The 26,963-nt window shown below is 70.1% G+C and carries 21 protein-coding genes, 1 tRNA gene and 2 pseudogenes; 12 read left to right on the top strand and 12 right to left on the bottom strand.

Translation table 11 applies throughout. The annotated features are described in order from the left end of the window. Positions 1-55: 55 nt before the first annotated feature. Positions 56-472, top strand: a complete 417-nt coding sequence (locus ACH495_RS17740) for a very short patch repair endonuclease (RefSeq protein WP_396858799.1) — start codon at positions 56-58, stop codon at positions 470-472. Here the strand turns inward: ACH495_RS17740 and ACH495_RS17735 are convergent. From ACH495_RS17735 to ACH495_RS17725, 3 genes are read right to left on the bottom strand one after another with little or no spacing between them, the layout of a single operon-like run. Beyond that, the gene (locus ACH495_RS17735) at positions 459-2,210 is read right to left on the bottom strand and encodes a hypothetical protein (protein ID WP_135243629.1); all 1,752 of its coding nucleotides are present in this window, start codon (positions 2,208-2,210) and stop codon (positions 459-461) included. The two genes, ACH495_RS17740 and ACH495_RS17735, sit on opposite strands and share 14 nt — an antisense overlap. Before the next feature lie 10 nt (positions 2,211-2,220). Continuing rightward, positions 2,221-5,292 carry a helicase-related protein gene (locus tag ACH495_RS17730; RefSeq protein WP_396858798.1) on the bottom strand — a complete coding sequence of 1,024 codons (3,072 nt, stop codon included), beginning with the start codon at positions 5,290-5,292 and terminating at the stop codon, positions 2,221-2,223. Then, positions 5,292-6,896, bottom strand: a complete 1,605-nt coding sequence (locus tag ACH495_RS17725) for an RNA polymerase sigma factor RpoD/SigA (protein WP_396858797.1) — start codon at positions 6,894-6,896, stop codon at positions 5,292-5,294. The genes ACH495_RS17730 and ACH495_RS17725 overlap by 1 nt, the downstream gene beginning before the upstream one ends. A 297-nt stretch (positions 6,897-7,193) precedes the next feature. Between ACH495_RS17725 and ACH495_RS17720 the strand changes: the two genes are divergently transcribed. From ACH495_RS17720 to ACH495_RS17710, 3 genes are all read left to right on the top strand, one after another. Beyond that, positions 7,194-8,336: a DNA cytosine methyltransferase gene (locus ACH495_RS17720; protein ID WP_396858796.1), complete on the top strand. Its 1,143-nt coding sequence runs from the start codon at positions 7,194-7,196 to the stop codon at positions 8,334-8,336. A gap of 570 nt (positions 8,337-8,906) precedes the next feature. After that, entirely contained in the window at positions 8,907-9,209 is a 303-nt protein-coding gene (locus tag ACH495_RS17715) for a hypothetical protein (RefSeq protein ID WP_396858795.1), read from the top strand. A 188-nt stretch (positions 9,210-9,397) separates the two neighbouring features. Continuing rightward, positions 9,398-11,053: a glycoside hydrolase family 44 protein gene (locus ACH495_RS17710; RefSeq protein WP_396858794.1), complete on the top strand. Its 1,656-nt coding sequence runs from the start codon at positions 9,398-9,400 to the stop codon at positions 11,051-11,053. Positions 11,054-11,108: 55 nt separating this feature from the next. On the opposite strand, the gene ACH495_RS17705 is transcribed toward ACH495_RS17710, so the two are convergent. Together ACH495_RS17705 and ACH495_RS17700 are read right to left on the bottom strand one after the other, a co-directional pair. Further along, positions 11,109-12,656, bottom strand: coding sequence for a cellulose binding domain-containing protein (locus tag ACH495_RS17705; protein WP_396858793.1), 1,548 nt, complete (start codon positions 12,654-12,656; stop codon positions 11,109-11,111). Between the two features lie 22 nt (positions 12,657-12,678). Beyond that, positions 12,679-13,776 carry a polysaccharide deacetylase family protein gene (locus tag ACH495_RS17700; RefSeq protein ID WP_396858792.1) on the bottom strand — a complete coding sequence of 366 codons (1,098 nt, stop codon included), beginning with the start codon at positions 13,774-13,776 and terminating at the stop codon, positions 12,679-12,681. A 183-nt stretch (positions 13,777-13,959) separates the two neighbouring features. Between ACH495_RS17700 and ACH495_RS17695 the strand changes: the two are divergent. Further along, a pseudogene (locus ACH495_RS17695) lies at positions 13,960-14,364 on the top strand (flavodoxin family protein); the annotation flags it as partial. Between the two features lie 239 nt (positions 14,365-14,603). Here the strand turns inward: ACH495_RS17695 and ACH495_RS17690 are convergent. From ACH495_RS17690 to ACH495_RS17660, 7 genes are all read right to left on the bottom strand, one after another. Then, complete coding sequence (locus ACH495_RS17690) at positions 14,604-15,137, bottom strand: hypothetical protein (RefSeq protein ID WP_396858791.1); 534 nt, start codon at positions 15,135-15,137, stop codon at positions 14,604-14,606. After that, the gene (locus ACH495_RS17685; RefSeq protein WP_396858790.1) at positions 15,127-15,519 is read right to left on the bottom strand and encodes a carboxymuconolactone decarboxylase family protein; all 393 of its coding nucleotides are present in this window, start codon (positions 15,517-15,519) and stop codon (positions 15,127-15,129) included. The genes ACH495_RS17690 and ACH495_RS17685 overlap by 11 nt, the downstream gene beginning before the upstream one ends. A 3-nt stretch (positions 15,520-15,522) precedes the next feature. Beyond that, a complete protein-coding gene (locus ACH495_RS17680; RefSeq protein ID WP_396859001.1) occupies positions 15,523-16,668 on the bottom strand; it encodes an MFS transporter in 1,146 nt (381 codons plus the stop codon). A 73-nt stretch (positions 16,669-16,741) separates the two neighbouring features. Beyond that, positions 16,742-17,254: an aromatic-ring-hydroxylating dioxygenase subunit beta gene (locus tag ACH495_RS17675; protein ID WP_396858789.1), complete on the bottom strand. Its 513-nt coding sequence runs from the start codon at positions 17,252-17,254 to the stop codon at positions 16,742-16,744. Further along, a complete protein-coding gene (locus tag ACH495_RS17670; protein WP_396858788.1) occupies positions 17,251-18,567 on the bottom strand; it encodes an aromatic ring-hydroxylating dioxygenase subunit alpha in 1,317 nt (438 codons plus the stop codon). The genes ACH495_RS17675 and ACH495_RS17670 overlap by 4 nt, the downstream gene beginning before the upstream one ends. Further along, a complete protein-coding gene (locus ACH495_RS17665) occupies positions 18,564-19,730 on the bottom strand; it encodes a glycosyltransferase (RefSeq protein ID WP_396858787.1) in 1,167 nt (388 codons plus the stop codon). The genes ACH495_RS17670 and ACH495_RS17665 overlap by 4 nt, the downstream gene beginning before the upstream one ends. A gap of 252 nt (positions 19,731-19,982) precedes the next feature. Beyond that, positions 19,983-20,675 carry a winged helix-turn-helix transcriptional regulator gene (locus ACH495_RS17660; protein ID WP_396858786.1) on the bottom strand — a complete coding sequence of 231 codons (693 nt, stop codon included), beginning with the start codon at positions 20,673-20,675 and terminating at the stop codon, positions 19,983-19,985. A 95-nt stretch (positions 20,676-20,770) separates the two neighbouring features. Here ACH495_RS17660 and ACH495_RS17655 point away from each other — a divergent pair, with 95 nt between their 5' ends. From ACH495_RS17655 to ACH495_RS17625, 7 genes and pseudogenes are all read left to right on the top strand, one after another. Then, the gene (locus ACH495_RS17655; protein ID WP_396858785.1) at positions 20,771-21,151 is read left to right on the top strand and encodes a VOC family protein; all 381 of its coding nucleotides are present in this window, start codon (positions 20,771-20,773) and stop codon (positions 21,149-21,151) included. Between the two features lie 88 nt (positions 21,152-21,239). Then, complete coding sequence (locus ACH495_RS17650; protein ID WP_396858784.1) at positions 21,240-24,317, top strand: VWD domain-containing protein; 3,078 nt, start codon at positions 21,240-21,242, stop codon at positions 24,315-24,317. Positions 24,318-24,379: 62 nt separating this feature from the next. Further along, a tRNA-Lys gene (locus tag ACH495_RS17645) sits at positions 24,380-24,455 on the top strand. Positions 24,456-24,540: 85 nt separating this feature from the next. Then, positions 24,541-24,822: pseudogene (locus ACH495_RS17640) on the top strand (radical SAM protein); the annotation flags it as partial. Then, the gene (gene amcA, locus ACH495_RS17635) at positions 24,819-25,001 is read left to right on the top strand and encodes a multiple cyclophane-containing RiPP AmcA (RefSeq protein ID WP_396858783.1); all 183 of its coding nucleotides are present in this window, start codon (positions 24,819-24,821) and stop codon (positions 24,999-25,001) included. The pseudogene ACH495_RS17640 and the gene amcA, both read left to right, overlap by 4 nt. A 62-nt stretch (positions 25,002-25,063) precedes the next feature. Beyond that, positions 25,064-25,726, top strand: a complete 663-nt coding sequence (locus ACH495_RS17630; RefSeq protein ID WP_396858782.1) for a pentapeptide repeat-containing protein — start codon at positions 25,064-25,066, stop codon at positions 25,724-25,726. A gap of 713 nt (positions 25,727-26,439) precedes the next feature. Then, on the top strand, positions 26,440-26,937 hold the full coding sequence (locus ACH495_RS17625) for a DinB family protein (RefSeq protein ID WP_396858781.1): 498 nt from the start codon (positions 26,440-26,442) through the stop codon (positions 26,935-26,937). Positions 26,938-26,963: the final 26 nt, after the last annotated feature.

The following is a 26,963-nucleotide window of genomic DNA, read 5'->3' as shown; positions in this document are numbered from 1 at the left end:
GCACGATCATTCACGATTCCGCAGAGAGGCCGAGAGTATGGTCCGAAAGTCGACTGTGCCGACACCGCTCGACGCCGCCACGTCGGTCCGCATGCGCCGCCAGCCCCGCACGTCCACCAAGCCCGAACTGGCACTCCGCCGTGAGCTGCACCTGCGGGGGCTGAGGTTCAGGGTCAACCACCCGGACCTGCCCGGGCGGCCTGATGTGGCCTTCAGCCGCGCCAAGATCGCCGTCTTCGTCGACGGTTGCTTCTGGCACCGCTGTCCGCAGCACGGAACCGTTCCCCGCAACAACCGCGAGTGGTGGCAGGCCAAGCTCGACCGCAACGTCGCCCGCGACCGAGCCAAGGACGCCGCTCTCGCCGAGCTTGGCTGGGTCGTGCTGCACGTGTGGGAACACGAAGCCATCGACGCTGCCGCCGACCTGGTCCAGGCCGAGTGGCGACGCCGGGTGACGACTATCGGGCGGTGACCGAGGTACGCAGGAAGCCGTCCCTTCCGAACAGCACGCCGCGATCAAGGAACCGGTTGAAGAATCGGCACGACGGCTCACCGAGGTGTACGCAGGCGGTGCATGCGCCGCTGCCGATGCTGCAGCCCGGGTCCAGCGGGCACCGGTGCTCGGCGTCGACGAACGCGGTCAGCAGATCGTCGAGATTGGACTCGAAGACCGCTTGCATTCCGCCGAGCACGAAGTCGCCCCGGGCGGCCGCGTACACGAAGAAGCCGAGGTGCTCGGGCACCAGGTACTCGCTGAGGGCGTCGCGCTCGATGCCAGCAAAGACCGCCGTCTGCCGGATGAACCGGTGTGCGTACGTGTGGATCAGCTTGAGGACGTCGGAGCCGACGGACTCCACCTTGGGATCGTCGCGCTTGGTGGGAATCACTGCCGACTCCAGGATCGCCACCCGCGCCGCGAGCGCGTCGGTCGGCTCGGAGGTCCAGCCGGGCAGTCGGTGACCTCGGCCGGACAACCATGTCGCCACACGTACCGGGTCGAGGCGGATCAGGAAGGCCTCGGTCTCCGCCAGGTTGCCGTAAAGCCGATAGCCGCTGCGCTTGCGCCGAAACGGCACCAGCCGACACTTCGACGGATCGTCGTCACCTCGGGTGTAGCCGTACATGGCGTTGAGCACCGGGAACCTGTCGACCAGGTCGAGCCCGTCGATGCCGGCACGGCGCAGGGCCGGAGGATAGGCCTCCCGGTAGCGCCGCTCGAGTGGGTCGTGCGGCTCGGGCGCGCGCAGGGCTGTCGTCGGTGTCCGGCTCTCCGCCAGGGCCATCGCGATGTCGACGGCCACCCGCTCGGCCACTTCGCGGCGCGCTGTCGACAGCCGGTCGACCGGGTGATCCCCGGCTACGGCCAGCTGACCGCCCGCCTCGGCCAGGTCCGCCATCTGTTCGGCGATGTCGGGAGCCATGCCGTTGGAGATCAACTGTTCGACAAGGTCCTTGCGGGTCTGCTTCGCCGCCACGTCGGCAGGGCGGCCTGCGGTCAGGCCCTCGACCACCCAGACGAGGGCCTTTCGGGAGCCGCCGGCGAGCTTCAGGCTCTCCCGGTGTTCCGGACGCGGCGGGTTGATCAGCACCATGCCGCGCGGCACGTAGACCATGCGGGCCTTGTGCACGTTCCATCGCACGTTGCCGTCGCCGCACGCACACTTGCGCCCGTGGCCGAGCCCCTGCCCCTGCATAGTTTCCGTGCGGCAGGTCGGGCACACGAACTTGATGTCGGCCGCCTTGGCGCTCTTCGGGATGACCACCTGCACGTCGTCGTGCTGGGGGCAGCGCCTGATCCAGGGCTCGGTGATGGCTCCGCACTCGTGCACGCCGACGAAGTGCAACTGCCCCCAGGCCCGTTTGCCGCACTTGCATCGGGCGTCCTCCGACTTCCCGATGCGCTTGCAGGCGCGGCACAGCCAGACTCGCGGGTATCGCTCGACCGTGACGCCGCGGCGTTCGTCGAGTTCGACCACCTCCACCGGCACCTTGCGCAGCAAGTCGCCGGCCATGCCGCTGTCCTTGTCGTTGGCGCTCCACACGGCAATCTCGTTCAGCAGGCTCCAGCGAACCAGCTCGGAGTCGACGTCGATCGGGCTCGGTGCCGACCACTCGTCGACCCGGTAGATGTCACCGCGCAGGTCGACCGTCTGCGCTGGCAGGAAGGTCCGCAGGATCTGGCTGCCGCTGCGGGAGCCCAGCTTCGTCATGTCGTCCGCCTCAGTCGTGGATCGGGGCTTGGGCCTCGACGTCGCGCAGGCTCGTCATCGGGGACGGGCTGCCGATCTCGCCGATGAACCGGGCTTTGCTGGCAGTGTCATGGAGATCGGCGAACCACTCCTGGACCCATTCGACGATCTGCTGCTGGTGCAGGGAGTCCTCCGGCCCGTCGAGCCCGAGGACCTCCGTCACAGCCGCCGCCTCGTCGGCCGGTGTCAGCCCGGCATCGTGGGCGTACTGACGTAGCTTCGCCGGTGTGCTCAGCCGCTGCTTGCTGGCCGGTTCCTTGAGCATCAGGACCCGCGCCGCCACGACGCCGGGCATCGTGAGGGCCAACACGCGCCGGCTGCGGCGGGTGATCGGAATGGCGTCGACGAACCGGTCGCCCTGGCTCACGTACTTGTCGAAGTGGCGGAACGTCTGGGCGTCGCGCTCACGGCCGATCTTGTGCAGGACGTACACCAGGCCGGGGTAACGACGACCGACGCGGGCCGTGGTCTGGATGAACTCGGCCGTGGTCAGCGGCAGGCCAAGCATGACCATCGTGTTGAGCCGGTTGACGTCGACACCGTGGGAGAGCATCGAGCTGGCGGCGATCACGTGGATGCGGTCCTCGAACTTCTCCTCCGGATTCTCCAGCCGCTCCAGGATGTCGCGCACCTCGTCGAAGTCGGTCTGGCCGGTGAGCTGCTCGACGTTGATGCCGTCGACGGTGTTGTTGCTGCCGAGGCTTCGGCCGGCGGCCTCCACGTCGTAGAGGGTCGAGCCGTAGACCACGTCGGTGCCGTAGATGCTGATCAGCTCTCCGGCATGGCTCGGGTCGATCCCGGCTTCCACACACACCTTCGCCGGGTCGTCCAACATTTCCCGCACACATCGCTGCAGGGCGTCCAGTGTCCGGTCGCTGACGTGTTCCAGCGTGACGCCGCGCGGTGCGACGGCGACGAAGCGCCGCAGTTTGGTGTCCTCCGGCAGGCTCCAGAAGGACTCGCCGGCTCGGGGCCCCGGCTGAGGGAAGACGCGCCCTTCACGGCGGTAGAGGATCCTGACCTGATGGTCGTACCCAGTCAGGGTCGCGCTGCTTGCGACGATCTTGGCGCGGGTGCCGCAGAGCTTGTGCTGGAGGTGGTCCAGCAGGCTCTCGTAGTGCGAGTCGACCGCGCCGAGGCTGTCACGCAGCAGGTGAAGCTCGTCCTGCAGCCGCAGCGACGGACCGAAGCGCTTCTCGGGCATAGGTAACTCGAGGAGAGTGCCCTGGCAGTCGGGTACGAGGCAGCCGTTGGGGGACTTCGACCGGGTCGAGTAGGTGAAGCCGTGCCACTCTTCGGAGCACATGTGCTGGGGCGGGCCGATGAGACCGCGCATGGCCTGTTGCAGGCCGATCGATGCCGCCTTGTCGAGGGTGCCGACGACGACGGTCGGCAGGAAGCGGAACACCTCCTGGTCGACGACGTAGATCGGTAGCGCACCCCGCTTCCAGGGGCATGCCTGGTTGGCGCAGTGGTGCTCCAGTTTCCACCGCTTGCGGTCGAACTTCATGGTCAGGCGTTCGTCGCGGCAGAACGGGCATTGCAGCAGCACCTGGTACTTGTCGGGCATGCCCGGGCTGTCCGGCCCGGTCTCGTCGTTCTCCGGCTTTGGAACGATCTTGTTCGGGGTGCCGGCCTGGCCGACGAGGAAGCCCAGGCTGAACGGGGCGGTTCGGCGGAGATCCTCCTGCTGCTGGCGGACCAGTTCCGCGCCGGCGAGCGCGTCGGCGAAACGCTGCGTCTGCTGCAGGCTCAGCAGCCGCAGGGGGAACCGTGACCAGGCGGTCACGCCCGTTCGCTTCCCGGTCAGCCGGTCGAAGAACGCCGCGGTCAGCAGCAGGCCGAGATAGGTCTCGGTCTTGCCTCCACCGGTGGCGAACCAGACGGTGTCGACGTGATCGGCTTCTTCGGCCGGCTCGGCGAGAAACCGGATGGCGGACAGCAGGAACCCCACCTGGAACGCCCGCCACGAATGGTAGCCACGTCCCTTGGCGCTCAGCCCGATCGCCTCGTTCATGAGCTGGAACGAGCGTCGGATCTCGGGATGCGTCCGGACCAGGTCCAGGCCGGTGCGCAACCGAGCAAGCTCGTCGAACACCAGTGTCGCCGAGCGGTCCGCTTCGGCGCGCATCGCATCCGACCAGCCGTCGGCCAGCTGACGTGTGTCCAGCGCGGCTACCGACCAGTGCTTCTGGTCGTACTCGTCGAGCGCGTCCACCAGGTCGGTGAGGACCGGGATCGGATCTGCGGCGAGACGGGCGAAGGAGAGATCGGGCTTCGGGCGGTCGCTGTTCCAGTACTCCGGTCGGAAGGTCTGCACGCTGACGGTGTCGGTGGTACGGAACACGCCGGGGGCAACCACCTCGACGCCCACGTTGATTCCGTACGCCGGCACCTTCCGGTCGTAGCGGAAGGTGTCCGGCAGGGCCTCCAGCTCGAACGGAACTGTGAGGAGCCCCGCCACCTCCAGCTGCGTCTCGTAAAGATGGGGATCGGTCAGCCCTCGGCCTTGCTTGGGGCTGGTATTCACCAGTTGCACGACCAGCTCGGGCTGCTTGTGCCAGTCCTCCACCTCGACGCGGACCTCAGCGCTCAGGCCGGGTGCGCCGACCGCCGAGAACGCGTCCTGCAACTGCTTGGCCCCGAAGGCCCCCCCGGAAGCGCCGATCACGACCGGAATCCTCTCTTCCACCAGGCCAGTTCGCCACCAGGGACGATCGGGCTCCGGACCGTCTCTGGGGTCCTTCACCCAAGCCCGAGCCCGCACGGTCACCGTCATCGACCACGGCGACGACTCGGCCGGGCGGAGCCGAATGCCCATCGCGCACGGGTCCAGGCGATCCGACCGATCGTCGTTGGCGCCCCCGGCGTCCTCATCCTTGCCGACGAGCCGGCTGAGCCGGCCGAGCCAGAACGTTCCGGAGGGCGCCACTTCCAGCCGCTGCAGACCGTCGCCGCGGCCTGCCGCCACAACGCGGCGGTCCAGCCAGGTGACGAACCGGTCACATGCCTCCATCAGCGGCTGGCCCTTGTCGACGCTCATCACGCTTTCTCCTCAGCGGCATCGCCGGACTCGACCACGGGAGCGTCCGTCACGTACTCGCGCAACGCCAACGCCCTCTCGTCTTCCCGGAGTGTGTTCATCGCCTTGGCCTGAATCTGGCGGATCCGTTCGCGGGTGACACCATAGTCGGCACCGATGTCGTCCAGGGTCTCCTGGACGCCAGTGCCGAGGCCGAACCGCCGTCGGAGCACGTTCACCGTCCGCTCCGGCAGCACCTTCCGAAGCGTGCGGTCGAGGTCGGCTTGGAACATCATGTGACCGACGATCTCCGCTGGGTCGGTGCGCCCGTCGCGTTCCTGTTCGTCGGCGAGAACATCGGACAGGCGAAGATCGCCCTCGTCGCCGAACAGCTGATCGAGGCTGAGCAGCGGGCGCAGATGGTCCAACACCGCCTGCACCCTGCCGGGGTCGAGGCCGGTCTCCTCGGCGAGTTCGGCAAGGGTGGGCTCCCGATCCAGCCGGTCGGTCAGTCTGCGGGCCGCCTTGTCGACCTTCTGCGTCTGCTCTCGGACATGGACGGGAAGCCGGATCGTCCGGCCGTGGTTGGCGATGCCCCGTTCGATGGACTGCCGTATCCACCACGTCGCATAGGTGGAGAACTTGAATCCTTTGGATCCGTCGAAGAGATCGGCCGCGTGCATCAAGCCGAGGTTGCCGTCCTGGATGCGGTCGGCGAACTCGACCCCGCCACGGTTGTAGTGGTTGCCCTTGGCGATCGAGACGACGAGCCGCAGGTTCGCACACACCAGCTCGGCGTGTGCGGCGCAGCCATCCTCGATCCGGTCACGCAGCGACCGTCGCTCCTCGCGTGGAAGGTCGTTCCAACCGGCCTCGAGCGTACGTCGCGCTGCCTCTCCCTGCCTCATCAGCGACCACAGCTCCACCTCACGCTGGGCGCCGATCAGCGGGTACCGGCCGATGCTGCGTAAGTACTGGCGCACGGTGTCCCCGTGCAGCTCGTAGCCCTTTGCGGCAGACGAGGCCGGACGCGCGTCGGCGGATGCGGGCAGTTCGACCCCGGCTTCCTTCAGCAATCGCAGCAGTTCGCCATGCTGCTCTGTAGAGAGCGCCCGCCGCGTAACGAGCAGCGCTACCTCGGCGCGCGTCAGCTTTCCGCCCGTGCGAGTCCAGTCACCGAGCAGATCGTCGAACGCGCCCTGCACCTTGTCGTCGGACGCCAGCGCGACGGGCTGCTCGGGAACGTCGCCGAACATCCAGTCGAGGCCGTCGTCGACCGTCTCTTCGTGTCGAGGCTGGGCGGTGTCGTCCTCGCCTCCGGCCGAGGTTGGTGGATCGCACTCCGCCGCTTCAGGTTCCTCGGTGGGTGCACTCTCGGGGTCGGGCGAAGCAGTTGCCTGGTTCTCGGAGCGGCTGGGTGGATTAGTCGGGACTGGCTCCCGGGTCAGCATCACCAACAGGGCGTCGACGTCGTTGTGGTCGAGGCGGTGACGGACGACGAAGTCCGCCACCAAGGACTGGGCTGTGTGCCTGCCGCTGCGATCGAGGATCCCCCGCAGTTCGTCGACCAGGATTGCGGACACGTTCGCGGAAGGTGACGCAAAAGACCTTGCGACCGCCGCCATGGGCGCTCCCCTCCTCCATGGAGATCCGAGCATAGAGCTGGGGTGTGACAAAAGCGGACGAGTCGAACAAATGTTCTATTCGTCGTCCTGCAGCCCTCCAGGTGACCGTATGACACTCCGGCTCCTCGGGCGACCACTGTGGACGTCTTCCTGCCTTCTTGCCGGGCCTCGAGTGCGACGGGGACGTTCAAGTGACGTAGCAGTCGAGGATCCGACCGTCCGTCGCCGACGCGAGGCCGAAGGTGCGAACGTCGACGCCGTCAGCGTCGACGCCTGTCGACCAACTACAGTCCTGGCATGGCTCCGCGAACCGTCAAGATCTCCGCAGTCGACCTCTTCTGCGGAGTCGGCGGGCTTTCGTACGGACTGCAGGAGGCAGGCCTCGACGTCGCTGCAGGTGTCGACATCGACCCGGCGTGCGAGTACCCCTACCAGTCGAACATCCGCGCCCCCTTCCGTAAGAAGGACGTGCGCGAGCTGGAGGCCAAGGAGCTAGCCTCGATGTGGCCGAAGGGAACTATCCGGGTGCTGGCCGGATGTGCTCCCTGTCAACCGTTCTCCTCGTACCGCCGTGGCACGGACACCTCTCACGAAGCCCAGTGGCCGCTGATCGACGAGGTCAGCCGTTTGGTCGAGGGCACGAAGCCCGAGATCGTGACCATGGAGAACGTTCCTCGCATCGGGAGCACTCCGATCTTCAAGGCGTTCGTCGACAAACTGCAGAAACTCGGCTATTCGGTGCACCATGAGTCCTGCCACTGCCCGGCCTACGGCGTGCCCCAGCATCGTCGGCGCATGGTCCTCGTCGCATCGCTCCTCGGCGAGATCCGCGTACCCAAGGGCAAGGTCGCACCTACCGACTACGCCACCGTCGAGCAGGCCATTCGCGGACTTCCCGCACTCGAAGACGGCATGGTCGACCCCACCGACCGCCTGCACAAGAGCCGCAAGCTCACCCCAGTCAACCTGGAGAGAATCAGGAGCTCGAACCCAGGCGGCACCTGGGAAGACTGGCGTGAAGAACTTCGCGCGCCCTGCCACCGAAAGTCGTCCGGCTCCACCTTCCGCAACGTCTACGCCCGTATGGTCTGGGACGAGCCGTCACCCACCATCACGACGTTGTCGTACAACTACGGCGCCGGTCGATTCGGCCATCCGGAACAGGACCGCGCCATCTCTCTACGCGAAGCCGCGATCCTCCAGAGCTTCCCGCGTGACTACGAGTTCGTCGCCCCTGGAGAGCCCGTGCAATTCGCGCCTCTGGGACGGCTCATCGGCAACGCCGTGCCACCGAAGCTCGCTCAAGCAGTAGGCGAAGCCATCGTGCAGCATGTGGAGACCACCAGGACGCCGATCAGGCGAGTTCGTCGGCCTATTGCGGCCTCACCTTCTTCTGTGAAGACGCCACGCCCAGTACCGTCGCCCGCAGCGGTCGTGTGAACTGATGCCGAGCCCGGTGCTCGCCGGAGGCCGGCGGGTCGGTTCGGTGCCGAAGCGCGTCGTTTCGTGGGTGCTCGGTGGGTGCTCCGGCGCGATGGACGGGCTGGGCACGCGATGGACTGGGCTGGACGCCGTCCCGCTGAAGCTGGGGCCTGACCGCGAACAGATGGACTCGCGCGCCCCCGTTGGACCAGACGACTCGACCAAGATCAACCTCTTAATCCGCGGGTTCGGGGTTCGAGTCCCTGGCGGCGCACCAACGATCAAGGCCTTGACCTGGCGGTTCACGCCGGGTCGGGCCTTTTTCGCGTACGCGGGCAGGGGGCGGTCGCTCGGTGGGTGCTCGGGAGCCGCGCCGCCACCACCGAACGCGAAACGTTGCAGCACGCAGAACATCGATTAGTATCTTTTCTTGTGATGCGGTCGAGGTCGGCGCTCCGGTCGGAAGGGCGAACGCCGGCCCCCGCGGCTGGACGCCTTGGCCTCGTCGCCGCACCGATGACATGGCCGGCCGTCCGGAACAGTAGGGGCACCTGGCAGTCGACCACCATCTATTCGAGGAGCAGAGTCATGTCCACGGTCCGACGACTCACCGGCGCTGCGGCGCTCGCCACGGCGATGCTGGCATCGAGCCTCGCCGTCGCCTCTCCGGCCTCGGCCGCCCCGCCGCCGGGGGTGCAGATCTTCACCGGCTACGGCATCAGCTCGATCCCGCAGATCGCGTTGATCAACGCTCAGAACCAGGCCCGCAACCTGGCCTACGCCGCGGGCTATCCGGAGCCGTTCATCCAGTGCTCCAACGGGGCGTCCTGGGTGAGCCAGTCGATGCCCAACTTCTACTCGGCCCAGGCCCAGGTCATCTGCGCCGCCTGAAAGCTCCGCCGGGTGACCGGGCCGAGGAGTCGATCGGTCGGGTCATCCGGCGCGGCAGGTGACCGTCGGCCAGGTCCGGTTCGACATCAAAGCATTGTCCAACATCGATGGGTTGACTGCATATAGACAAACGGTAATGTATGTGTGAGTTCGGTCCGTCCCGGGCTGATCGGCGGCGGGAGTCTCTGATGGGTGTGCAACGACGGCGCAAGCCACGTCCGACCACGGCGATCGGTGCGGCCGGATCACTCGTGCTGGGCCTGTTGACCACCCCGGCGGTCGCCGGCCCGGCGGCAGCCGCCGACGGGCTCACCCTGGCCGTGGACGCCTCCGCCGCCCGGCACGCGATCAGCCCCGACATCTACGGCATGAACGGTGGCGACCCCGCGCTCGTCGCGGAACTCCGCACGCCGGTGGCGCGTTGGGGCGGTAACGCGAGCAGCCGCTACAACTTCAAGAACCACACCTACAACACCGGCAGCGACTGGTACTTCGAGAACATCGTGGCCGGACCCGACAACACGGTCGAGGCGTTCGTCCAGCGGAACCGGGACCAGGGGACCAAGCAGGTGGTCGCCGTGCCGTTGATCGGATGGGTGGCGAAGGACTCGCCCTCGTCGCACCCGTTCGCCTGCGGCTTCCCGGCCACCCGTTTTCCGGAGCAGGACTCGTTCGACCAGTGGGACCCCAACTGTGGCAACGGCCGGCACGCCGACGCGAACCTGGTCGGGGCGGTCCCCTCGGACACCTCGATTCCGGCCGACGCGTCGTTCGCGGGCGAGATGGTGTCCCATCTGGTGAACCAGTTCGGCCCGGCGTCACGTGGCGGCGTGCCGATCTACGAACTCGACAACGAGCCGGTGTTGTGGAGCTCCACCCACCGCGACGTGCATCCCGAGCCGGTGAGCTACGACGAACTGGGCGGCAAGGGTACGGCGACCGCGGCGGCGATCAAGGCCGCCGATCCGCGTGCGGCGGTGCTCGGCCCGTCCGGTTGGGGCTACTGCGAATGGGTGGCGTCCGGCGTGGACGGATGCGCGCCGGGTGCGGACGCGGCGGCGCACGGCGGGCTCAACCTGTCCCAGTGGTACCTGAGGAACATGAAGGACTTCAGCGACGCCCACGGCGGGAAGCGCTTCCTCGACTACTTCGATCAGCACTACTATCCGCAGATCAGCGGCGGTAAGGACCCGGATGCCAACGCGCTGCGGCTGCGCTCCACCCGGTCGTTGTGGGACCCGACGTACGTGGACGAGTCCTGGATCGGTCCGGGCGGGGTGAATGCGCCGCCGTTGCAGTTCATCCGCCAGATGAAGGCGTGGGTCGCGCAGTACTACCCCGGTACGAAGGTCGCCATCACCGAATACAACTGGGGCGCGCTGGACGACATCAACGGCGCGCTCGCGCAGGCCGACGTGCTCGGCATCTTCGGGCGCGAGGGTCTCGACCTGGCCACCATCTGGGGCGAACCGAAACCGACCGACCCCGGTGCGTACGCGTTCCGGATGTACCGCAACTACGACGGAGCCGGGAGCCGGTTCGGCGACGTGAGCGTGTCGGCGGTCAGCAGCGACCAGGGGAAGCTCGCGGTCTACGCGGCGCAACGCTCGTCCGACAAGGCGCTCACCCTCATGGTCGTCAACAAGACGGGCGACGACCTGACGTCCCGGATGGCGCTCGCCGGATTCCACGGCAGGGACAGGGCGCAGCGGTTCACCTACGGTCCGGCCGATCTCACCTCGATCGTCCGGGGCGAGGATCTCCGGGTGACCCGTGGCGGCGTCAGCGCGACGTACCCGGCGAACTCCGTGACGCTGCTCGTCCTGCCGCAGCGCCGACACTGAAACCCGTCGAGGGCGGGCCCGTTGCCGGGCCCGCCCTCGGACGTGTCGTCTTGCGCTACCAGGTCAGCGGCAGGGTGCCGATGAACCGGGTGAGCGCGCCGGCGAGGAGCTGGTCGTCGCGTCGCGACGGGTGCCAGTCACAGCCCAGCTTGTCCAGACCCAGCGCGTTGTCGTCGTAGTAGAGCGAGCGGATCCGGCTGTCGCCCGCGTCCGTCCGGGTCCGGACGACCTGCTGCACGGAGCTGGCGAGGAGCGTGCCGGACAGGTCCGGGTAGGTGAGCACGATGAACGTGTCGGGGCCGTACCGGGCCCGCAGCTTGTCGAGGAAGCCCAGGTACGCGGTCCGGAAGTCGGCGGCGAGCTGGTCGGGGGTGCTCCACCGCTCGCCGGCGTTGAGGGCGGTGGAGAAGTCGTTGATGCCCAGGCCGACCACGACCAGTTGCGGTTGCCAGGTGGCCGGCTTCTGCCACACCGTGCTGTTCCAGAGCGCCTGGAGGTCGGTCTCGTAGTAGGTGCGGAAGTTGTCGGTGCCCCCGCCGTTGTAGTTGCGCACCATGCCCAGGCCGGACCAGGCGATGAGCTGGTAGTCGGCGTTCAGGCTCTGTGCGGTGAGGGCGCCGAACGTGACGTCGGCGTTGGAGTTGCGGGTGACCCCGCCGTTGGCGGAGCAGTCGCGGGTGGTCGACATGTTGCCGTAGCCGGCGGTCCACGAGTCACCGATGAACTCGATCTGCCGGCTGCGGGCGGCGGGCTTGGCCAGGATCGTGCCACCGGGCGCGACGACGAGACCACCGAACTCACCGGCGGCCCACGGGCTCTCGGTGCGTTTGACGAGCCGTACGGTGTGGACGGCGTCGGCGAGGTTGCGGACCCAGTAGGTGGTCTGCCCGGGGGTGACCAGGGTGGCGACGGTGGTGCCGTCGACCTGGACGGCGTAGTCGTTCTGGCTGTCGTTGAGCACGATCCCGACGCCGGTGCCCCGGAACCGCCCTTCGAAGTAGGTGCCGGGCCAGGTGTACTGGACGCTGGCCCCGACCGCCCGGACGCGCCCCACCGTGCTCGTCTGCGCGGCGGACGGCGGCGGGCTGGTGGGCGGCGGCGCGGTGGTGGGTGGCGCGGTGGTGGGTGGCGGGCTGGTGGGCGGTGGCGGGGTGGTCGGCGCGGGCGTGGTGGGGGTCGGGCTTCCGGTGCACGGCACCCCGTTGAGCGCGAAGTCGGTCGGCGCCGGGTTCGCCGAGTTGTTCCACGAGCCGCTGAAACCGAGCTGCGCGCCGGCGCCGGTGCCGAGGTTGCCGTTCCAGCCGGCGTTGGTGACGGTGACCCGGCCACCGGACTGGGTCACCGTGCCGTTCCACAGTTGCCCGACCACCTGCCCGGCGGTGAACGACCAGGTCAGTCGCCAGCCGGTCAGCGGGTCACCGAGGTTGGTGAGGTCGATGTTCGCGCCGAAGCCGCCCGGCCACTGGCTGGTGACGGTGTAGGCGACCCGGCAGCCGGCGGCGGCCTGCGCGGCGACGGTGGTGGTGAGTGCGGCGGTCACGGCGACGGCGACGGTGGTGGACACCGCCACCGCCGACCGGAGCCGGGTACGGGTGAGTCGCATCTGTGCTCCTTGAGGGGATGCGCTACGAGCTGGAGCAGGTGATCCCGCTCGGGGCCGGTGAGCTGCTGCCGTTGGCGAGGAAGCCGAAGCTCGTCGACCCGCCGGCGTTGAGGGACCCGTTGTAGGCGGCGTTGCGCACGCTGACCGGGCCGCTGGCGCCGGTGGCCACGCCGTTCCACACGTTGCTGATGCTCTGCCCGCCGGCCAGGGTCATCCGTACCGTCCAGCCGGTGATGGCCCTCGTGCTGCTCACGGTCACCTCGCCCTGGAACCCGCCGGTCCAGCTGCTGACCAGGCGGTAGGTGGCGGTGCAGGCGCCCGAGGGGTCCGGCGGCGGGGTGGTGGGGGGCGGCGTGGTGGGGGGCGGGGTGGTGGGCGGCGGGGTGGTGGGTGGCGGGGTGGCGCCGTCCGGGGCGACCGCCCGGCCGGTGGTCGGCGAGATCATGCCGGCGCACAGGCCACGGCTCGCGAGATTGCTGACGATGCGCGGGATGGCCGCGATCGTGTTCGCCGGCCAGTCGTGCATCAGGATGGACCCGCCGGCCTGGAGCCGGTCGGCGTTCTGCACGATCTGGTCGGTGCTGGCGTTGTTCCAGTCCTGGGAGTCCACGTCGGCGTTGATCTCGGTCAGCCCGAACTGGGCCTCGACCGCTCGCAGCATCGCGTTGGACTCCAGGTAGGGCGGCCGGAACAGCTTGGGGGTCTCCCCGGTGGCCTGCTGGATCGCCTGCTGGGTCTGGGAGATCTCCGAGGCCATCTGGGCCTGACTGAGCTGGGTCATGTGCGGGTGCGTCCAGCTGTGGTTCCCGATCCACATGCCGGCGTCCCGCTGGGCCTTGGCCAGCGCCGGATTGCTCTGCACGTTCTGGCCGACGTTGAAGAACGTCGCCCGTACGCCGGCGGCCTTGAGGGTGTTGATCAGCGTGGTGGTGTTGCCGGGGGTGGGCCCGTCGTCGAAGGTCAGCGCCACGTAGCCGGTGCAGGCGGCGGCCATCGAGGGCGCGGCGGTGACGGCCAGGCCGGACGTCACGGCGGTCAGCAGGGCGGCGGCGGCTGCGGCCACCAGCGTGGGGCGACGCGAGGATCGGGGCGGGGTGGAGGAGCTGGCGAAGGGGGTCATCGGTGGTTTCTCCCGCTGGCGTTCGAGGTGCTGCTCGGCGCCGTCGCGGATCGCTCTGCCCGGGAGTCGGTCCGCGACGTGGCTCGCGGCCCGCTGGCAGCACGTCGGGTGGGTGGCCACGGTCCGCCGGCTTCGGCGCACCGTGTGGTTCGGCCTGAGGCCAGCCCGGCTCCGGTGGAGATTATGCCGCTATGCTTCGACAGTCGTCAATTCCTGGAGGCTCCTCGCATGAAGATCGTTGCGTTGTCCTGCACCCAGAAGCGCCTGCCGTCGGTGACCGACGCGTTGCTGGAGGCAGCGATCACCGGCGTGGTCCGGGAGGTCGACGGCGCGGAGGTCCAGCGGATCCGGTTGATCGACCACCGCATCGCGATGTGCGAGGGCGAGGACACCTGCCTCGACCCGGAGGTGGGCCGGTGCCCGATCGACGACGACTTCGCGCACGTCGTCGAGCTGGCCGAGGGGGCGCAGGCGATGCTGCTCGCCATGCCGGTGTACGCCGGGAACGTGCCCGCGGTGTTGAAGATCTTCCAGGAACGCCTGAAGAGCTTCATGAACGCCCGGCATCGACCGTTCGGCAACCTGCTGGTCGGGACCATCGTGCATTCGCGCACCATGCTGACCGAGCCGGCGCTGGGTGCGTTGTTTCCGTGGTACTTGCGGCTCCGGAACAAGAACGTGGCGTCGGCGTGCTTCACCCGCAACGATCATCAGGACCTGACCCGCACCGCGGCGTTCGACATGTGTGTGGCAGTGGGCCGGCAACTCGGCATGACGCTCGTCGCCAGCCGGTCGCCGGCCGACGAGCGCACGCTGCTGCCGGTGGTTCAGTCGCCGGCTCGTCCGCGGTGCGGCGACCCGGCCGTGTCCTCTTCCGGGGCGGGAGACTCCGCGCGCCAGGTGCACCCGTCGCCGGCCTGCACGCACGACACCCTGACGTCCGGTTCCACATAGCGGGCGGCGATGGCCGTGTTGAGTTCCTGGCAGTACGGGCACGGTGACGAGAACGTCAGGACGACGCCGGCGCGGGCGGCCCGCCTGCGGTAGCGCAGGATCCCGCAGTCGGCGTTGCGCAGGACGGTGCCCGAGGGCTGGGGCTCACTGGTCACCGCCGAGTCGTACAGCAGGAGCTGCCGTTGCAGCCGGGTCATGAAGTGGTCGGTGGCGGACATCCCGGCGGGCCGCTGCGCCCGTAGCAGCTCCGCGGTGATGCGGGAGTTGGCCCGGATCCACGCGGCCAGGCCCGCTTCGCCGTGCTCGCCCAGGATGAACTCCTCGGCGGCCGCCTGGGCCTCGAAGAACCGCTGGCGCCACAGGTCGACCTTCTCGGCCGGGTCGAGGGGAGGCGGCTCACCGGTCATCGTCCGCGGCCCTCCCGGTGGCGTCGTCCAGTTCGGCGAAGACCTCCTGGGCCACGCGCAGTCCGTTGTTGGCGACCGGCCAGCCACCGTAGTAGGCGAGCTGGATGATGACTTCGACGATCTTCTCCCGCGACATCCCCAGGTGCAGGGCGGCACCGATGTGGCCGCGCAGCTCCCAGTCGGTACGGGCCAGCGCGACAGCGGTCAGCGCGACCAGTTCGCGCTCCTCGACGCTCAGGTGCGGGCGGGTCCAGATCTCCCCGAACAGGTGGTCGACCGTGATCCGCAGGAACTCCGGATAGGAACCCGGGCGCGGCGCACGGCCGAAGACCTGCTGAAACATGGCCTCACCCCGCTCATGGCGGTCAGCCGGCTGATCCATCGGTCAACTCCTTCGGGTAGGCCGATCGGTGGTCAACGTGCCCGACGCCACGAAGGCGACGGCCAGCAGCGCGGCGCCGCTGGCGAAGGCGGCCGGAACGTTCACGCGCTCGGCGACGAGCCCCACGACGACCGGTCCGACCACGGCTCCGACGTCGGTGCACATCGAGAAGACGGCGACGCCACTGCCGGCCCGGCCGGCCACGACGTCACCGATCAGCGCCGCCGGCGCGGCGTTGAGCAGCGCCGATCCCGCCGCGTAGACGACCAGCAGCGCGGCGAGCCAGGCGTACCGGTCCACGAACACCAGGGCGGTGATCGCCGCCGCCGCCACACCGGTGCCGGCGATCATGGCGATCCGGCGGCCGGCCCGATCGACCATCCGGCCGGCCGGCATGATCAGCAGCGCCTGGACGGCGGCGGACAGCGTGAACGCCCACCCCACCCACGACACGTCGTGTCGCCACGCCACCACCACCAGCGTGGGGACCAGCGCGCTGCGCAGCCCGAACAGGACCCATCCCTGGGCCAGCGCGGCGAGGCAGGCCACCAGGTAGCGTCGGTCCCGCAGCAGCGCCGGTAGCCCGACCTCCGGACGACCGGGCTCCGCGCCGGCGGTCCGGCCCCTGCGCAGCAGCGCCGGCGTCAGCACCGCGGCGGTCAGCAACAGCGCGGCGTACGCCAGGAACGGCGTGGACAGGGAGACGAGCGCGAGGAGCCCGCCCAGGGCCGGTCCGCAGATCCCGCCGAGCAGGAAGCCCGCCTCGAACACGGCGCTGGCCCGCCCTCGTCGGTCGGCCGGCGCGACCGCCAGGAGCATCGCCAGCGCGGACACCGAGAACAGCACCGAGCCGACGCCGCCGAGGCCACGGAACACGAGCAGTTGCCCGTACGACGAGGCGTTCGCCGTCAGGGCCGAGGAGACCGCACAGAGCAGCAGGCCGGCGACCACTACCCGCCGTTCCCCGAAACGCGCGCCCAGTCGGCCACAGAACGGGCTGGCGACCAGCCGCATCAACGCGAACAGGGCGACGAGCGCGCCGATCCGGGTGGGCCCCGCCCCGAACGTCGCCGCGTACACCGGGAGCACCGGGAGCACCAGCCCCAGGCCCAGCATGACGCATCCGCCGACGACACTGAGGACGTACACCTCGCGCGGGAGACCCGGCTGGACGGCGGCGACGGGTGGGGCGCTGCCCGGGACGGCCGTCTTCACTGCCCGGTCACAGGATGATGCTGAGCTTTCCGTGCTCGACCAGCGTCTCGTGGTCCAGCACCACGACCCGTCGCCGGGTCCGGAACGACCCGCCCTCGACGACGAGTTCGAACCGGTATTTTCCGACGTAGACGTCGGAGCGTCCGTGCCCGAACCGGTGGACGACGACATTCGCCGCCACGTCGAGGTGGGTGCCCCGATCGGTCAGGATCTCCACGTTGCCGACCATCCGGTTGGTCCGTGACCGCGGGTTCTCGCACCACACCTCGCCGTCGAGGAGTTGTTCGATGCGCTGGCGCAGGCGGGCGGCGTCGTCGTCGATGAGCCCGAGCGCGTCGGCCGCCTCGTCCCGGACGTCGGTGGCCGGCACCCGGTAGCGGACGTCGTCGGTCAGCATCTCGTCGTACCACTCGCGCAGGCGCCACTCGTCGAGCAGCCGTGCCTCCCGGAAGAGGAACTGGTTCACCCGGTGCCACAACCGCACCTGGGCCGTCTCGTCGACGGTCAGCTCGATGGTCATCGCGATTCCGCCCCCTGACGCTCCGCCCGCCGGGCGACCTCGTGGTGTTCGTCGTCGCCGTGCATGAGCCGGTCCCACTGCCGCCAGAACTCCCGGGCGGGAAGCTCGTCGGTCGTCTCCGGTACGGCCTTGTTCATGCCGCGGGACAGATCCGAGTAGCGGACCGTGCGGTTGAGGTAGCCCCGCTGGCACGACTCGACGATCTCGATGTCGTCGGGGGTGGCGAAGCCGGCGGGGCCGAGGAACGTCAGGTAGTGGCTCTTGCGGAGTTCCCGGATGTCCGGATCCTCGTCCCGGGGGGCCAGCGCGACCGAGGTGATGGCCATCCGATCGGGGCCGATCGGGTCGATCTTGCGGATCGTGATCGCGATCGCGTCGATGATCATCAGGTTGGGAAAGATCAGCAGCGCGCGATTGGTGTGGGTGATCCGCTCGGCGCGCTCGGCGCCGAACCGGTCGACGAACCGGGCGGCCGTCGCCTCGATCCGCGGCCGGACCTCGGCGCCGAACATCGGCGTCCAGTAGGCGAGCGGGCGGGCCGCCGCCGGTGGCAGCTCGTTGGCGCCGTGTCCCAGCCCGAGGGCGCAGCCGAAGCCGCCGCGCCGTCGTGGTGGCACCGACCCCAGCGACTCCATGTAGCCGACGTACCGCTTGTGCAGGGCCCGGAAGTGGTAGATGTCGACGCTGTTCTCCATCATGAGCTTCCAGTTGGCCCGAGCGCCGTGGAGTTGCGCGCCCTGGATCACCTCCATCCCGACCTCGGACTGGTCGTCGATCAGATCGAGGTACTCCGTCGCGCCCGCCAGGTATTCGGTCAGGCTGCGCCGCTGGTGCGGGTCGAAGGTGACGAACACGAATCCGCGGTAGGCGTCACTGCGGTGCTGCGCGAGGCCGTGGTCCGCCTTCCGGAAACCCGGCCCGTACCCGTCCGGGATCGGGACCCCGACCAGGTCGCCCCGATTGGAGAACGTCCAGTCGTGGTAGGGGCACCGGAACGACCTGGCCTGCCCGGCCGGCTGCGAGCAGATCAGCGCCCCGCGGTGCGGGCAGCTGTTCGCGAACACCCGGATCACCCCGTCGGACCCGCGCGCCATGACCACCGGTCGCCCGCCGACGTCCCGGGCCACGTAGGAGCCCGGGCCGGGGACCTCCGACTCGTGCCCGACGTACAGCCAGCAGCGGTCGAAGATCCTGGTCATCTCCTGCGCGGCCAGGTCGCCGTCGGTGTAGGCGCGGCGATCCACCCGGAACGTGTGGCGCTCCCGGTCGTCGAGCACGATCGGGTCGCCCGGCGGTCGCGCCCCGGTCGTCACTGCTTCTCCTCGCGCCGTGGCGACCGGGCCGCGTCGATGACCAGCTCCGCCGTCCGTACGGCGGAGTCGCCACACTCCGGCTGGGCGGCGCGCAGCCGGGCCCGGTAGTCCCGGGTGGGGTCGAGCAGGTCGGTGACGGCGTCGGTGACCGCCTGCGCGGTGACGTCGGCCGGCGCCAACGCCGTCCCGAAGCCCGCGCTGCCCACGAAGTGCGCCTGCACCGGCTGATCCACCGCCAGCGGGATCACCAGCATCGGCGTCGCCGCCCGGATCGACTCGGCGACGGAGTTGTAGCCGCCGTGGGTGACGAACACGTCGGCGCGCTCGAGCACCTCGCGTTGCGGCAGATAGGGGGCGGCGAGCACGTCGTCGGGCAGCGCGAGGTCCTCGGCGAGGTCCCCGACCGCGGCGATCACCTGCGCGCCGGTGGCCGCCGCCCCGGTGATGACCGTGCGCAGCAGGTCGGGTCGTCGATAGAAGATCGTGCCGAAGGAGACGTACACCATCGGACGGCCCGGTTCGAGCCGGTCGAGGCCGGAGAAGGCGACCTCGTCGCCGCGGGTTCCCGCCGCGCCCGGCAACCCGATCAACTGCACTCCGTCGTCGGTGACGCCGTCGTTCCCGACGAGCGCGGGAATCGTCGGCATCAGATTGAGAATGGGCGATCGCGCCGAATGGGTACGGGTCGACCACCGCACCCCGTGCCGGGTCAAATAGTCACCGACCTGCTCGTCGTAGGCCCAGCGTCCCCGTCGGTGCTCGCGCGGGCAGACGCCACCCAGGTTGGCCCAGATCATCCCGTACGGAATGCCGGCGGCCTCGGTGCCGACCATGGCCGACGCGGTGACCGGCAGCGAGTCGACGAGCACGAAGTCCGGTGCCGTCGCGCGGAGCGCCTCGGTCGTCTGGTCAGCCACCGGCGACGCCTGGAGCATCGCGCCGATCTGCGCCGGATCGCCGCTCCACGGCGCCATCTCGACCGTGCCGATCACGTGGACCGGCGTGCTGCCGAGGGCACGGCGACGCTGGTCGTCGAGCATGCCGCCGTCCGCGGACAACAGCAGCAGCGTGACCTCGCCGCCGGCGGCGCCCAGCGCGTTGACCACCGGGACGTACGGGTTCAGATGACCGTGCTGCGTCGTGGTCAGGAGGGCGACGCGCATCAGGTCTCCGATCCGTCGGGAAACGGCGTCAACTCGTTCTCGGACACGCGGGAAAGGCGCGACAGTGAAAGGGAAAGCCGAAATGCATCACGTTTCCCGGCGTTCCGCAAAGCCTGCCGGGATGGGGCATCGATGTCAATGCCTTGTGTCTGCCATTCGTCGCCGGTCGACGGGATGCAAACGTCGTCCGAGCTTTGCCGGGACTGCCGCCACGCCCGGCTTTGTGCGGCACGACTTCGGCTGTCGGTTGCCCTACGGCTGGGGTGGATGTCCGCCGACGGGCGACTGGCGGGCCACCGCGCGCAGCAGCCGGTCGAGCGCACTGCGGTCGCCGCTGAGCGTGGCGCGGCCGTCGTGCAGGGCTGTGTCGAGGATGTCCGGTGCGTGCACCGCCGCGTTGAGGGTCGCCGGGTCGGTCCGGAGGTCGTACTCCGGTGCGGGTGGCCCGCCCTGCGCGATCTCTGTCCGGCCGGCGGCGGTGCGGACGGTGAAGACCCGTCCGGCCAGCTCGACGCGACCGGTCGACGGCGGGTCGCCGGGGTCGGGGCGGCCGGCGGTGCGCAGGAACAGCAGCACCGAGGTGGCGCCCACGGTGGGCTGGGGCGGGAACGGCGCGCGTAGTCCCCATTCGCCGAGGGCGATGACGATCGGCTCCAACCGCCGCCCCCAGTCGGTGAGTTCGTAGACCCAGGAGGCGGCCGGCGGTGGCAGCCGGTGCCGCCGGACGACACCCCGGTCGGTGAGCTCGCGGAGCCGGTCGGCCACCAGGTTGCTGCTGGCCGAGGCGAGACTCTGGCGCAGGTCGGTGAAGCGTTGCGGGCCGAGAATCAGCTCCCGCACGACGAGTAGGGCCCATCGTTCGCCGACGACGTCGAGGGCGCGGGCGATGCCGCATCCGTCGCCGTAGCTGCGGTTGGTGGGCACGTTGTCCTCCCGGTACGGCAAGTTGTCAATATAAACCGAGTGGTTGTTCTTCACAACCTACATCGTTACGGTGAGGGTCCACGCGGACGACGCAACGAAAGGGACCGGTCGGGACGATGGGCAATCCAGTTATCCATTTCGAGATCATCGGCAAGGATCCGGAGCGGCTCCGGGATTACCTCGGTGACCTGTTCGGCTGGCAGTTCGAGACCGGCGGTCCGGTCGCGCCGTCGGTCTCCGAGGCGGGTCGGTACGGCTTCATGGACGCCACCGACGAGACCGGGCAGCGGATCCCCGGCGGCATCGGGGGCGGGCCGGGGTTCGACAGTCACGTCGTCTTCTATGTCAAGGTGCCGGACGTGGAGGCGGCACTGCGGCGGGCGGAGAGTCTCGGCGGCAGGCGGGTCATGGGGCCCGAGCGCAACGCCGCCGGGCTCGTGGTCGGCCACCTCACCGACCCGGAGGGCAATCTGATCGGCCTCGCCGCCCTGCCGTGACGCGGCCGCCGGGCGCTCGTCCGCCGCTGAGCGACCGGTCCCCGACAGAGCACGGGAATCGTGGCGTCGCGCCCCTACAGTCCCCTCCATGAAGTGGACGGTGCGATTCACGACCGGGCTCGCCGTACTGGTGACGACCCTGGTGGCCGGGGCGGTGAGCGCCGCCGCGGCGCCCGCCGACGGCGGCCTCGGCCTGACGGTGCGCCCGGGCCGGGCGGACCTCCGCGCCGGCGACCAGGTCCGCCTGGACCTCACGGTCACGAACTCCACCGGGTCGGCCTGCGCGCTGCCCACCAGCGCCGTCGGCACCGTCCAGATCACCGGGGTACGCCGGGACGGGCGCGACCTCGCGCCGACGCTCGCCCGCAGTTTCCACGACGACGGCATCGCCGCCGCCGCCACCGCCGGCCTGACCACCGTCGAACCGGGCGCGACCACGACCGTGGCGCTGACCGGCGTCCGGCTGCACGACGGCGACCGGCCCGGCGACGTCGTGCTGCGGTCGGTGGCCGCCACCGGGGACGGCGGTGGCCTGGACTCGCTCTGGCCGGTCGGCGCCCCCGGCCGCTACGAGGTCACGGCCGGCTACGTGCCGCTGCCGGTCACCGGCGCGACGAACCTCTGCCCGGGCGCAACGGCGCTGCGGACCGCCACGTTCACTGTCGGTCGGGGCGACGACGGCGGGCCCGGTCACCGCTGGCTCTGGCCGGCCGCCGGGGCGGTGCTGCTGGTGCTGCTGCTCGCCGCGCTGATCGTGGTGCGGCGGCTCCGCCGCCGGCCGACCGCCGCCGCCGTGGCGTTGCTGCTGGTGGCCGCCGGCACGCTGGTCGGCGGCGGCCGGCCGGCGCGGGCCGACTACTCGGTCGACCCGACCGCCGGCGTGCCGGTCAGCGGCATCGACTTCCAGGCCGCGGTCGACGGCTGCCTGGCCGGGTTCGCGCTGCCCGGCGGGGATCCGGCCGGCCTGCTGCCCCGGCTGAAGGACAAGAAGAGCCCCAAGGTGCGGATCATCCCGACGCCGGGCGGCTCGGGCGCGTTCGAGACGCCGGACAGCGCCGACGGCAAGGGCTCGTCCACGGTGACCTGGAACCCCACCTCCACCGACGCGTACGAGGACGGGGTGGCCCGGGACCCCTGCGCCGCGCTCTACCACGAGCTGAACCACGCCGACGACATCTCCCGCGACGCGGTCCCGCCCGGCCAGTGCGGCAGCACCGGAATCCCCACCGCCGAGGTGAAGGCGACGCTCGCGGAGAACCGCTACCGGGTGGCGAAGGGCCTGCCGCCGCGCACGCAGTACAAGGGGAACCCGCTGCCGAAGAGCCTCGACGAGTGCAAGAAGCCGGCGAAGAAGACGCCGCCGCCGAAGGGGCCGGTGAAGCTCTGCGAGGACGGGGCGGACTGCGGCGGCAGCAACGGCGACCCGCACCTGGTCACCTTCGACCGGGTCGCCTACGACTTCCAGGCCGTGGGCGAGTTCACGCTGGTCGCCGCCACCGGCGGCGACCCGCTGGAGGTGCAGGTCCGGCAGACGCCGATGGCCGGCACCCGCACCGCCTCGGTCAACTCGGCGGTCGCGTTCCGGGTCGGCGCCCACCGCGTCGCGCTCACCCTCATCGACGGCGTCACCCGGGTCCACGTCGACGGCGGCGCGCTCGCCGCGCCACCGGAGCGCACCGACCTGGCCGGCGGCGGGAACCTCACCCGCCGTCCCTCCGACACCGGAGAAACCGACGGCTACGACGTGACGTGGCCGGACGGGTCCGCCGCCGCGGTCGACCAGATCGGCCGGTACGGCTACCGCGTGCTGGTGCGGCTCGCCGACGGCCGCGCCGGAAAGGTCCGTGGCCTGCTGGGCGACTTCGACGGCGACCCGGCCGACGACATCGCGCCCGCCGCCGGCCCGGCCCTCGCCCAGCCCGTCCCGTTCGCGGCGCTCTACCCGGCGTACGCGGACAGTTGGCGGATCACCGCGGACCGCTCGTTGCTGCCCTACGACGACGGGGAGGACACCGGCACGTTCACCGACCGGAGCTTCCCCGAGCGGGAGGTGACCGCCGGCGACCTCGACCCGGCCCGCCGCGCCGCCGCCGAGCAGGTCTGCCGGTGGGCCGGCGTCACCGCGCCCGGCCCGCTCGCCGAGTGCGTCTTCGACGTCGCCGTCAGCGGACGACCGGAGTTCGCCGTCGCGGGCGCCGGCACCGAACTCCTCGCCCCGCCGGCCGGTACGCCGATCACCGCGACGCCGATCGCGACCGCCGGCCTCACGCCGGGCGGTGCGCCGCTGACGTTCCCCGGCCGCGCCGGGGACGCCGTCTTCGTCGACGTCACCGCGCCCGGCATGGCCGACCGCTGCTCGCCGTACGTGCTCGTCGACCCGGACGGGCAGGAGATCGCGAGCGGCTGCACCATCAACGGCGCCGGGTACGTCGACCGCGTCGACCTCACCACCACCGGCACGTACGCGCTGCGGGTCACCGCCGCCCCCGGCGACACCGGCCGCGCCGCCGTGCGGGTCTACGCGCCCCGGGACAGCGGCGGCACGCTGCAACCGAACGGCCCGGCGGTGACCGCCTCGATCGCCCAGCCCGGCGCCCGGGCGCGCTACCGGTTCACCGGCCGGGCCGGTGAGCGCGCCTACGTCGAGGTGCCCGGCAGCACGCTGACCGACCAGTGCTCCCCGCTGGAGCTGCGGGACCCGGCCGGGCAACTGCTGCGCAGCGGCTGCGTCGTCAACGGCGTCGGCGAGGTCGACGGCACGCTCCTGCCCGCCGACGGGACGTACACCGTGCTGGTCGACCCGGTCGAACGCGGCACCGGCACGGCCACGCTGCGCCTGGTCACCAGCCGGGACCGGGACGCGACGGTCACGGTCGGCGGGCCGCCGGTCGTCGCCGGGATCGACCGGCCCGGCGCGGTCGGAGACCATCGGTTCACCGTCGCCGCCGGCACGTCGGTGACGATCACCGCGACCGCCGCGACGCTGCCCGACCAGTGCGGCGTGCTGGTGCTGCGCGCCCCGGACGGCAGCACCCTCGCCACCGGCTGCGTGATCAACGGGGCCGGCGGGATCGACGCGACCACACTGCCGGCGGCCGGGGAGTACACGCTGTCGGTGGATCCGTCGGGGGCCGCGACCGGGCAGGTCACGCTGGCGGTGCGCTAGGGCCGGCCCTGCCGTCGGGGGCCGGCGCGGAGGCTGCTAACGTTCCGTCCCGTTGCTGGCGAGCGCCGCTAGCTCAACTGGCAGAGCAGCGGACTCTTAATCCGCGGGTTCGGGGTTCGAGTCCCTGGCGGCGCACCAACGATCAAGGCCCTGACCTGGTGGTTAACACCGGGTTAGGGTCTTTTCCATGTACGTAGACTGCTGGTGGTCGCTCGGTGGGTTGCGATACGGCGACTTCATCGCCGGCAACGTCCTCCATCAACCCATCACCGCCATGCTCGCCCGCGCCGGCAACCTGGACTACGTCGCCGAGTTCGTCACGGCCGTCAACGACTGCGCCGACCACTGCGCCTTCTACGACTTCTGCCGTGGCGCCCAGGCCGGCAACCGCTACTTCGAGCACGCGACGTTCACCACCCGAGAAACGACCTACTGCCGGACCACCCGACAGGCCCTCGTCCGCGCCGCCGCGGACCACCTCACCCCTCAAGGAGGAGCACCATGACCAACGCTCTCGCGGTCCTCGTCAACGCCGCACCCGAGCAACTCGCCCGCCTCGGCGTCGACCCGCAGCGGTCGATAGCGTCAATCGAGGCGGCGAAGTTCGACAACCGCCCCACCTGGGACAACAAGGGTAAGTTCGACAGCCGACCCGGCTGGGACAACTGGAACAAGAAGAAGTAGCCACCACCACGGGGACGCGGGGGGTGGCGTGCCCACCCCGCGCCCGTACAGGTTGAGGACACATGCGCACCACCACGATCGGCGACGTGAAGGTCCTGCTCCCGGACCTCGAACCGGACGACCTCGACACCACGACGGACCTGGACGGCGGCCTCACCGACGCCCTCGTCGAGGGCGCAGCGTGGCACGGCTCGCACCTTGAGGACGTCAGCATCCGCAGCAGCATGATCACCGGCGCGGACCTGAGCGAGAGCACCTGGGAAGCCGACAGCCTCTATGGCTGCGAGATCACCCGCACCGACTTCTCCGGCTCGACCCTGACCGGCATCACCATCGAACGGTGCGCGATAACCGGCTCCCGGTTCACCGGCACCAGACTCACCGACGTACGCCTCAAGGATGTCCTGTTCGACGGCTGCCGCTTCGACTACGCCACCCTTCAGCGTGTCACCGCTGCCGGCTCGGTCGCGTTCACCGACTGCACTCTCACCAACGGCGCGTGGTCGTCCTGCCGACTACCGCGCGTCGCGCTGCGGTCATGTGACCTCGCCGGACTGGAATTGGACTCCTGCCACCTCGACGGCACCGACCTTCGGGGCAGCCGGCTCCACGGTCTCAAGACGCCGCTGGACAACCTGCGCGGCGTCACCCTCGGCGAGGACCAACTTCCTGACCTTACCCAGCTGGCCGTCGCTGCCCTCAGCCTTACCGTCCATAGAAAGTGAATCCGAGGAGGGATCGTGCTCGCTGAACCCACTGGCAGCCCGGAAATTGGGAGACCCGGATATCAGAACCCGCGGAATGCGGGTATCTGATCAGCCGCCCGGCTCTGCCAGCACGTCCGATGCCGAGGCCCTCGGTCACTCCGCCGCTGGCACATCCTGTGAGGTGAGTCTCGTAGGGACGGGTAGTACCGCCTGTCCTCCTCGTATCGGTCGAGGTCGACCACAGTGAGGCCCGCCGTGGCCCACCATGCTGGGTCTGTCTTGGGACCGTGCTGCCGCGATCGTGGACGTCAGGAACACGTCGGCGGGAGGGTCCAGGCACATCCTGATCCCACGGTGCTGGCGGGTCAGCGGCTAGGTCACGCCAGGGAGAACCAGATGGACGTGTCGATCGGCGACAGGTCGGAGTGCGACCCGACGCACCGGCAAGTGCTCGCGCCGGGCACTCCGTCGAACGTACGGGTGAATCCCCGTTCGTGTACCGCCAGCGAGGCTGTGTGGGCGGGTGACCGGCGGTCTGCTCCCCGCCCTCCTGGTGTAGAGGCCACTGGGCCGGCGCTTCCAGGAGGATCCGGGCTTCGGGGTCAAATGGGGTTCGGCCACCGGTGCATGATGGACGCTCATCCAGGGGCAGCCACCCGGTTGTCTGGTACGCGACTGCGCGCCGTATGCATCGAGGTTGCTCCCGGGTGGCGGTCTGGGATGCTTCGGCCATGCCTTCCTTTCCGCCCACCTTCGCCGACCGGGTCGTCGCGTTGCCGGCCGGCGCCCAGTTCGAGGCGTTCCTCGACGAGCACCGTGACGCGCTCGACGGCTGCCTGGACGGGCTGACCGAGGCTCAGGCACGCCGGTCGCTCGTCGCGTCCCGGACCACGTTGCTGGGTCTGGTGAAGCACGCGACCTTCGTGGAGAAGGTCTGGTTCGACGAGGCGGTCACCGGCCGGTCGCGCGCCGAGATCGGCATTCCGGAGCGGTCGGAGGACTCGTTCGTCCTCGACGACGGCGACACGATCGCCACGGTCCGGCAGGCACACCGCGACGCCTGTGCGGCGTCCCGTCGGGCCACGTCGTCCCTCGGCCTGGACGACGTCCTGCGTGGACATCGCCGTGGCCCGCTGCCGCTGCGGTGGGTGTACCTGCACGTGCTGCGCGAGCTCGCCCAGCACTGCGGGCACGCGGACATCCTCCGTGAGCAGCTCCTCGACGGCTGACACCCGCGCGGGCGCCCGGTCGCGCC

This window comes from Micromonospora sp. NPDC018662 (assembly GCF_044391475.1).
Classification (GTDB): domain Bacteria; phylum Actinomycetota; class Actinomycetes; order Mycobacteriales; family Micromonosporaceae; genus Micromonospora.
The sequence above is the reverse complement of the archived record's forward strand: the minus strand, read 5'-3'. Positions and strand labels throughout refer to the sequence as shown.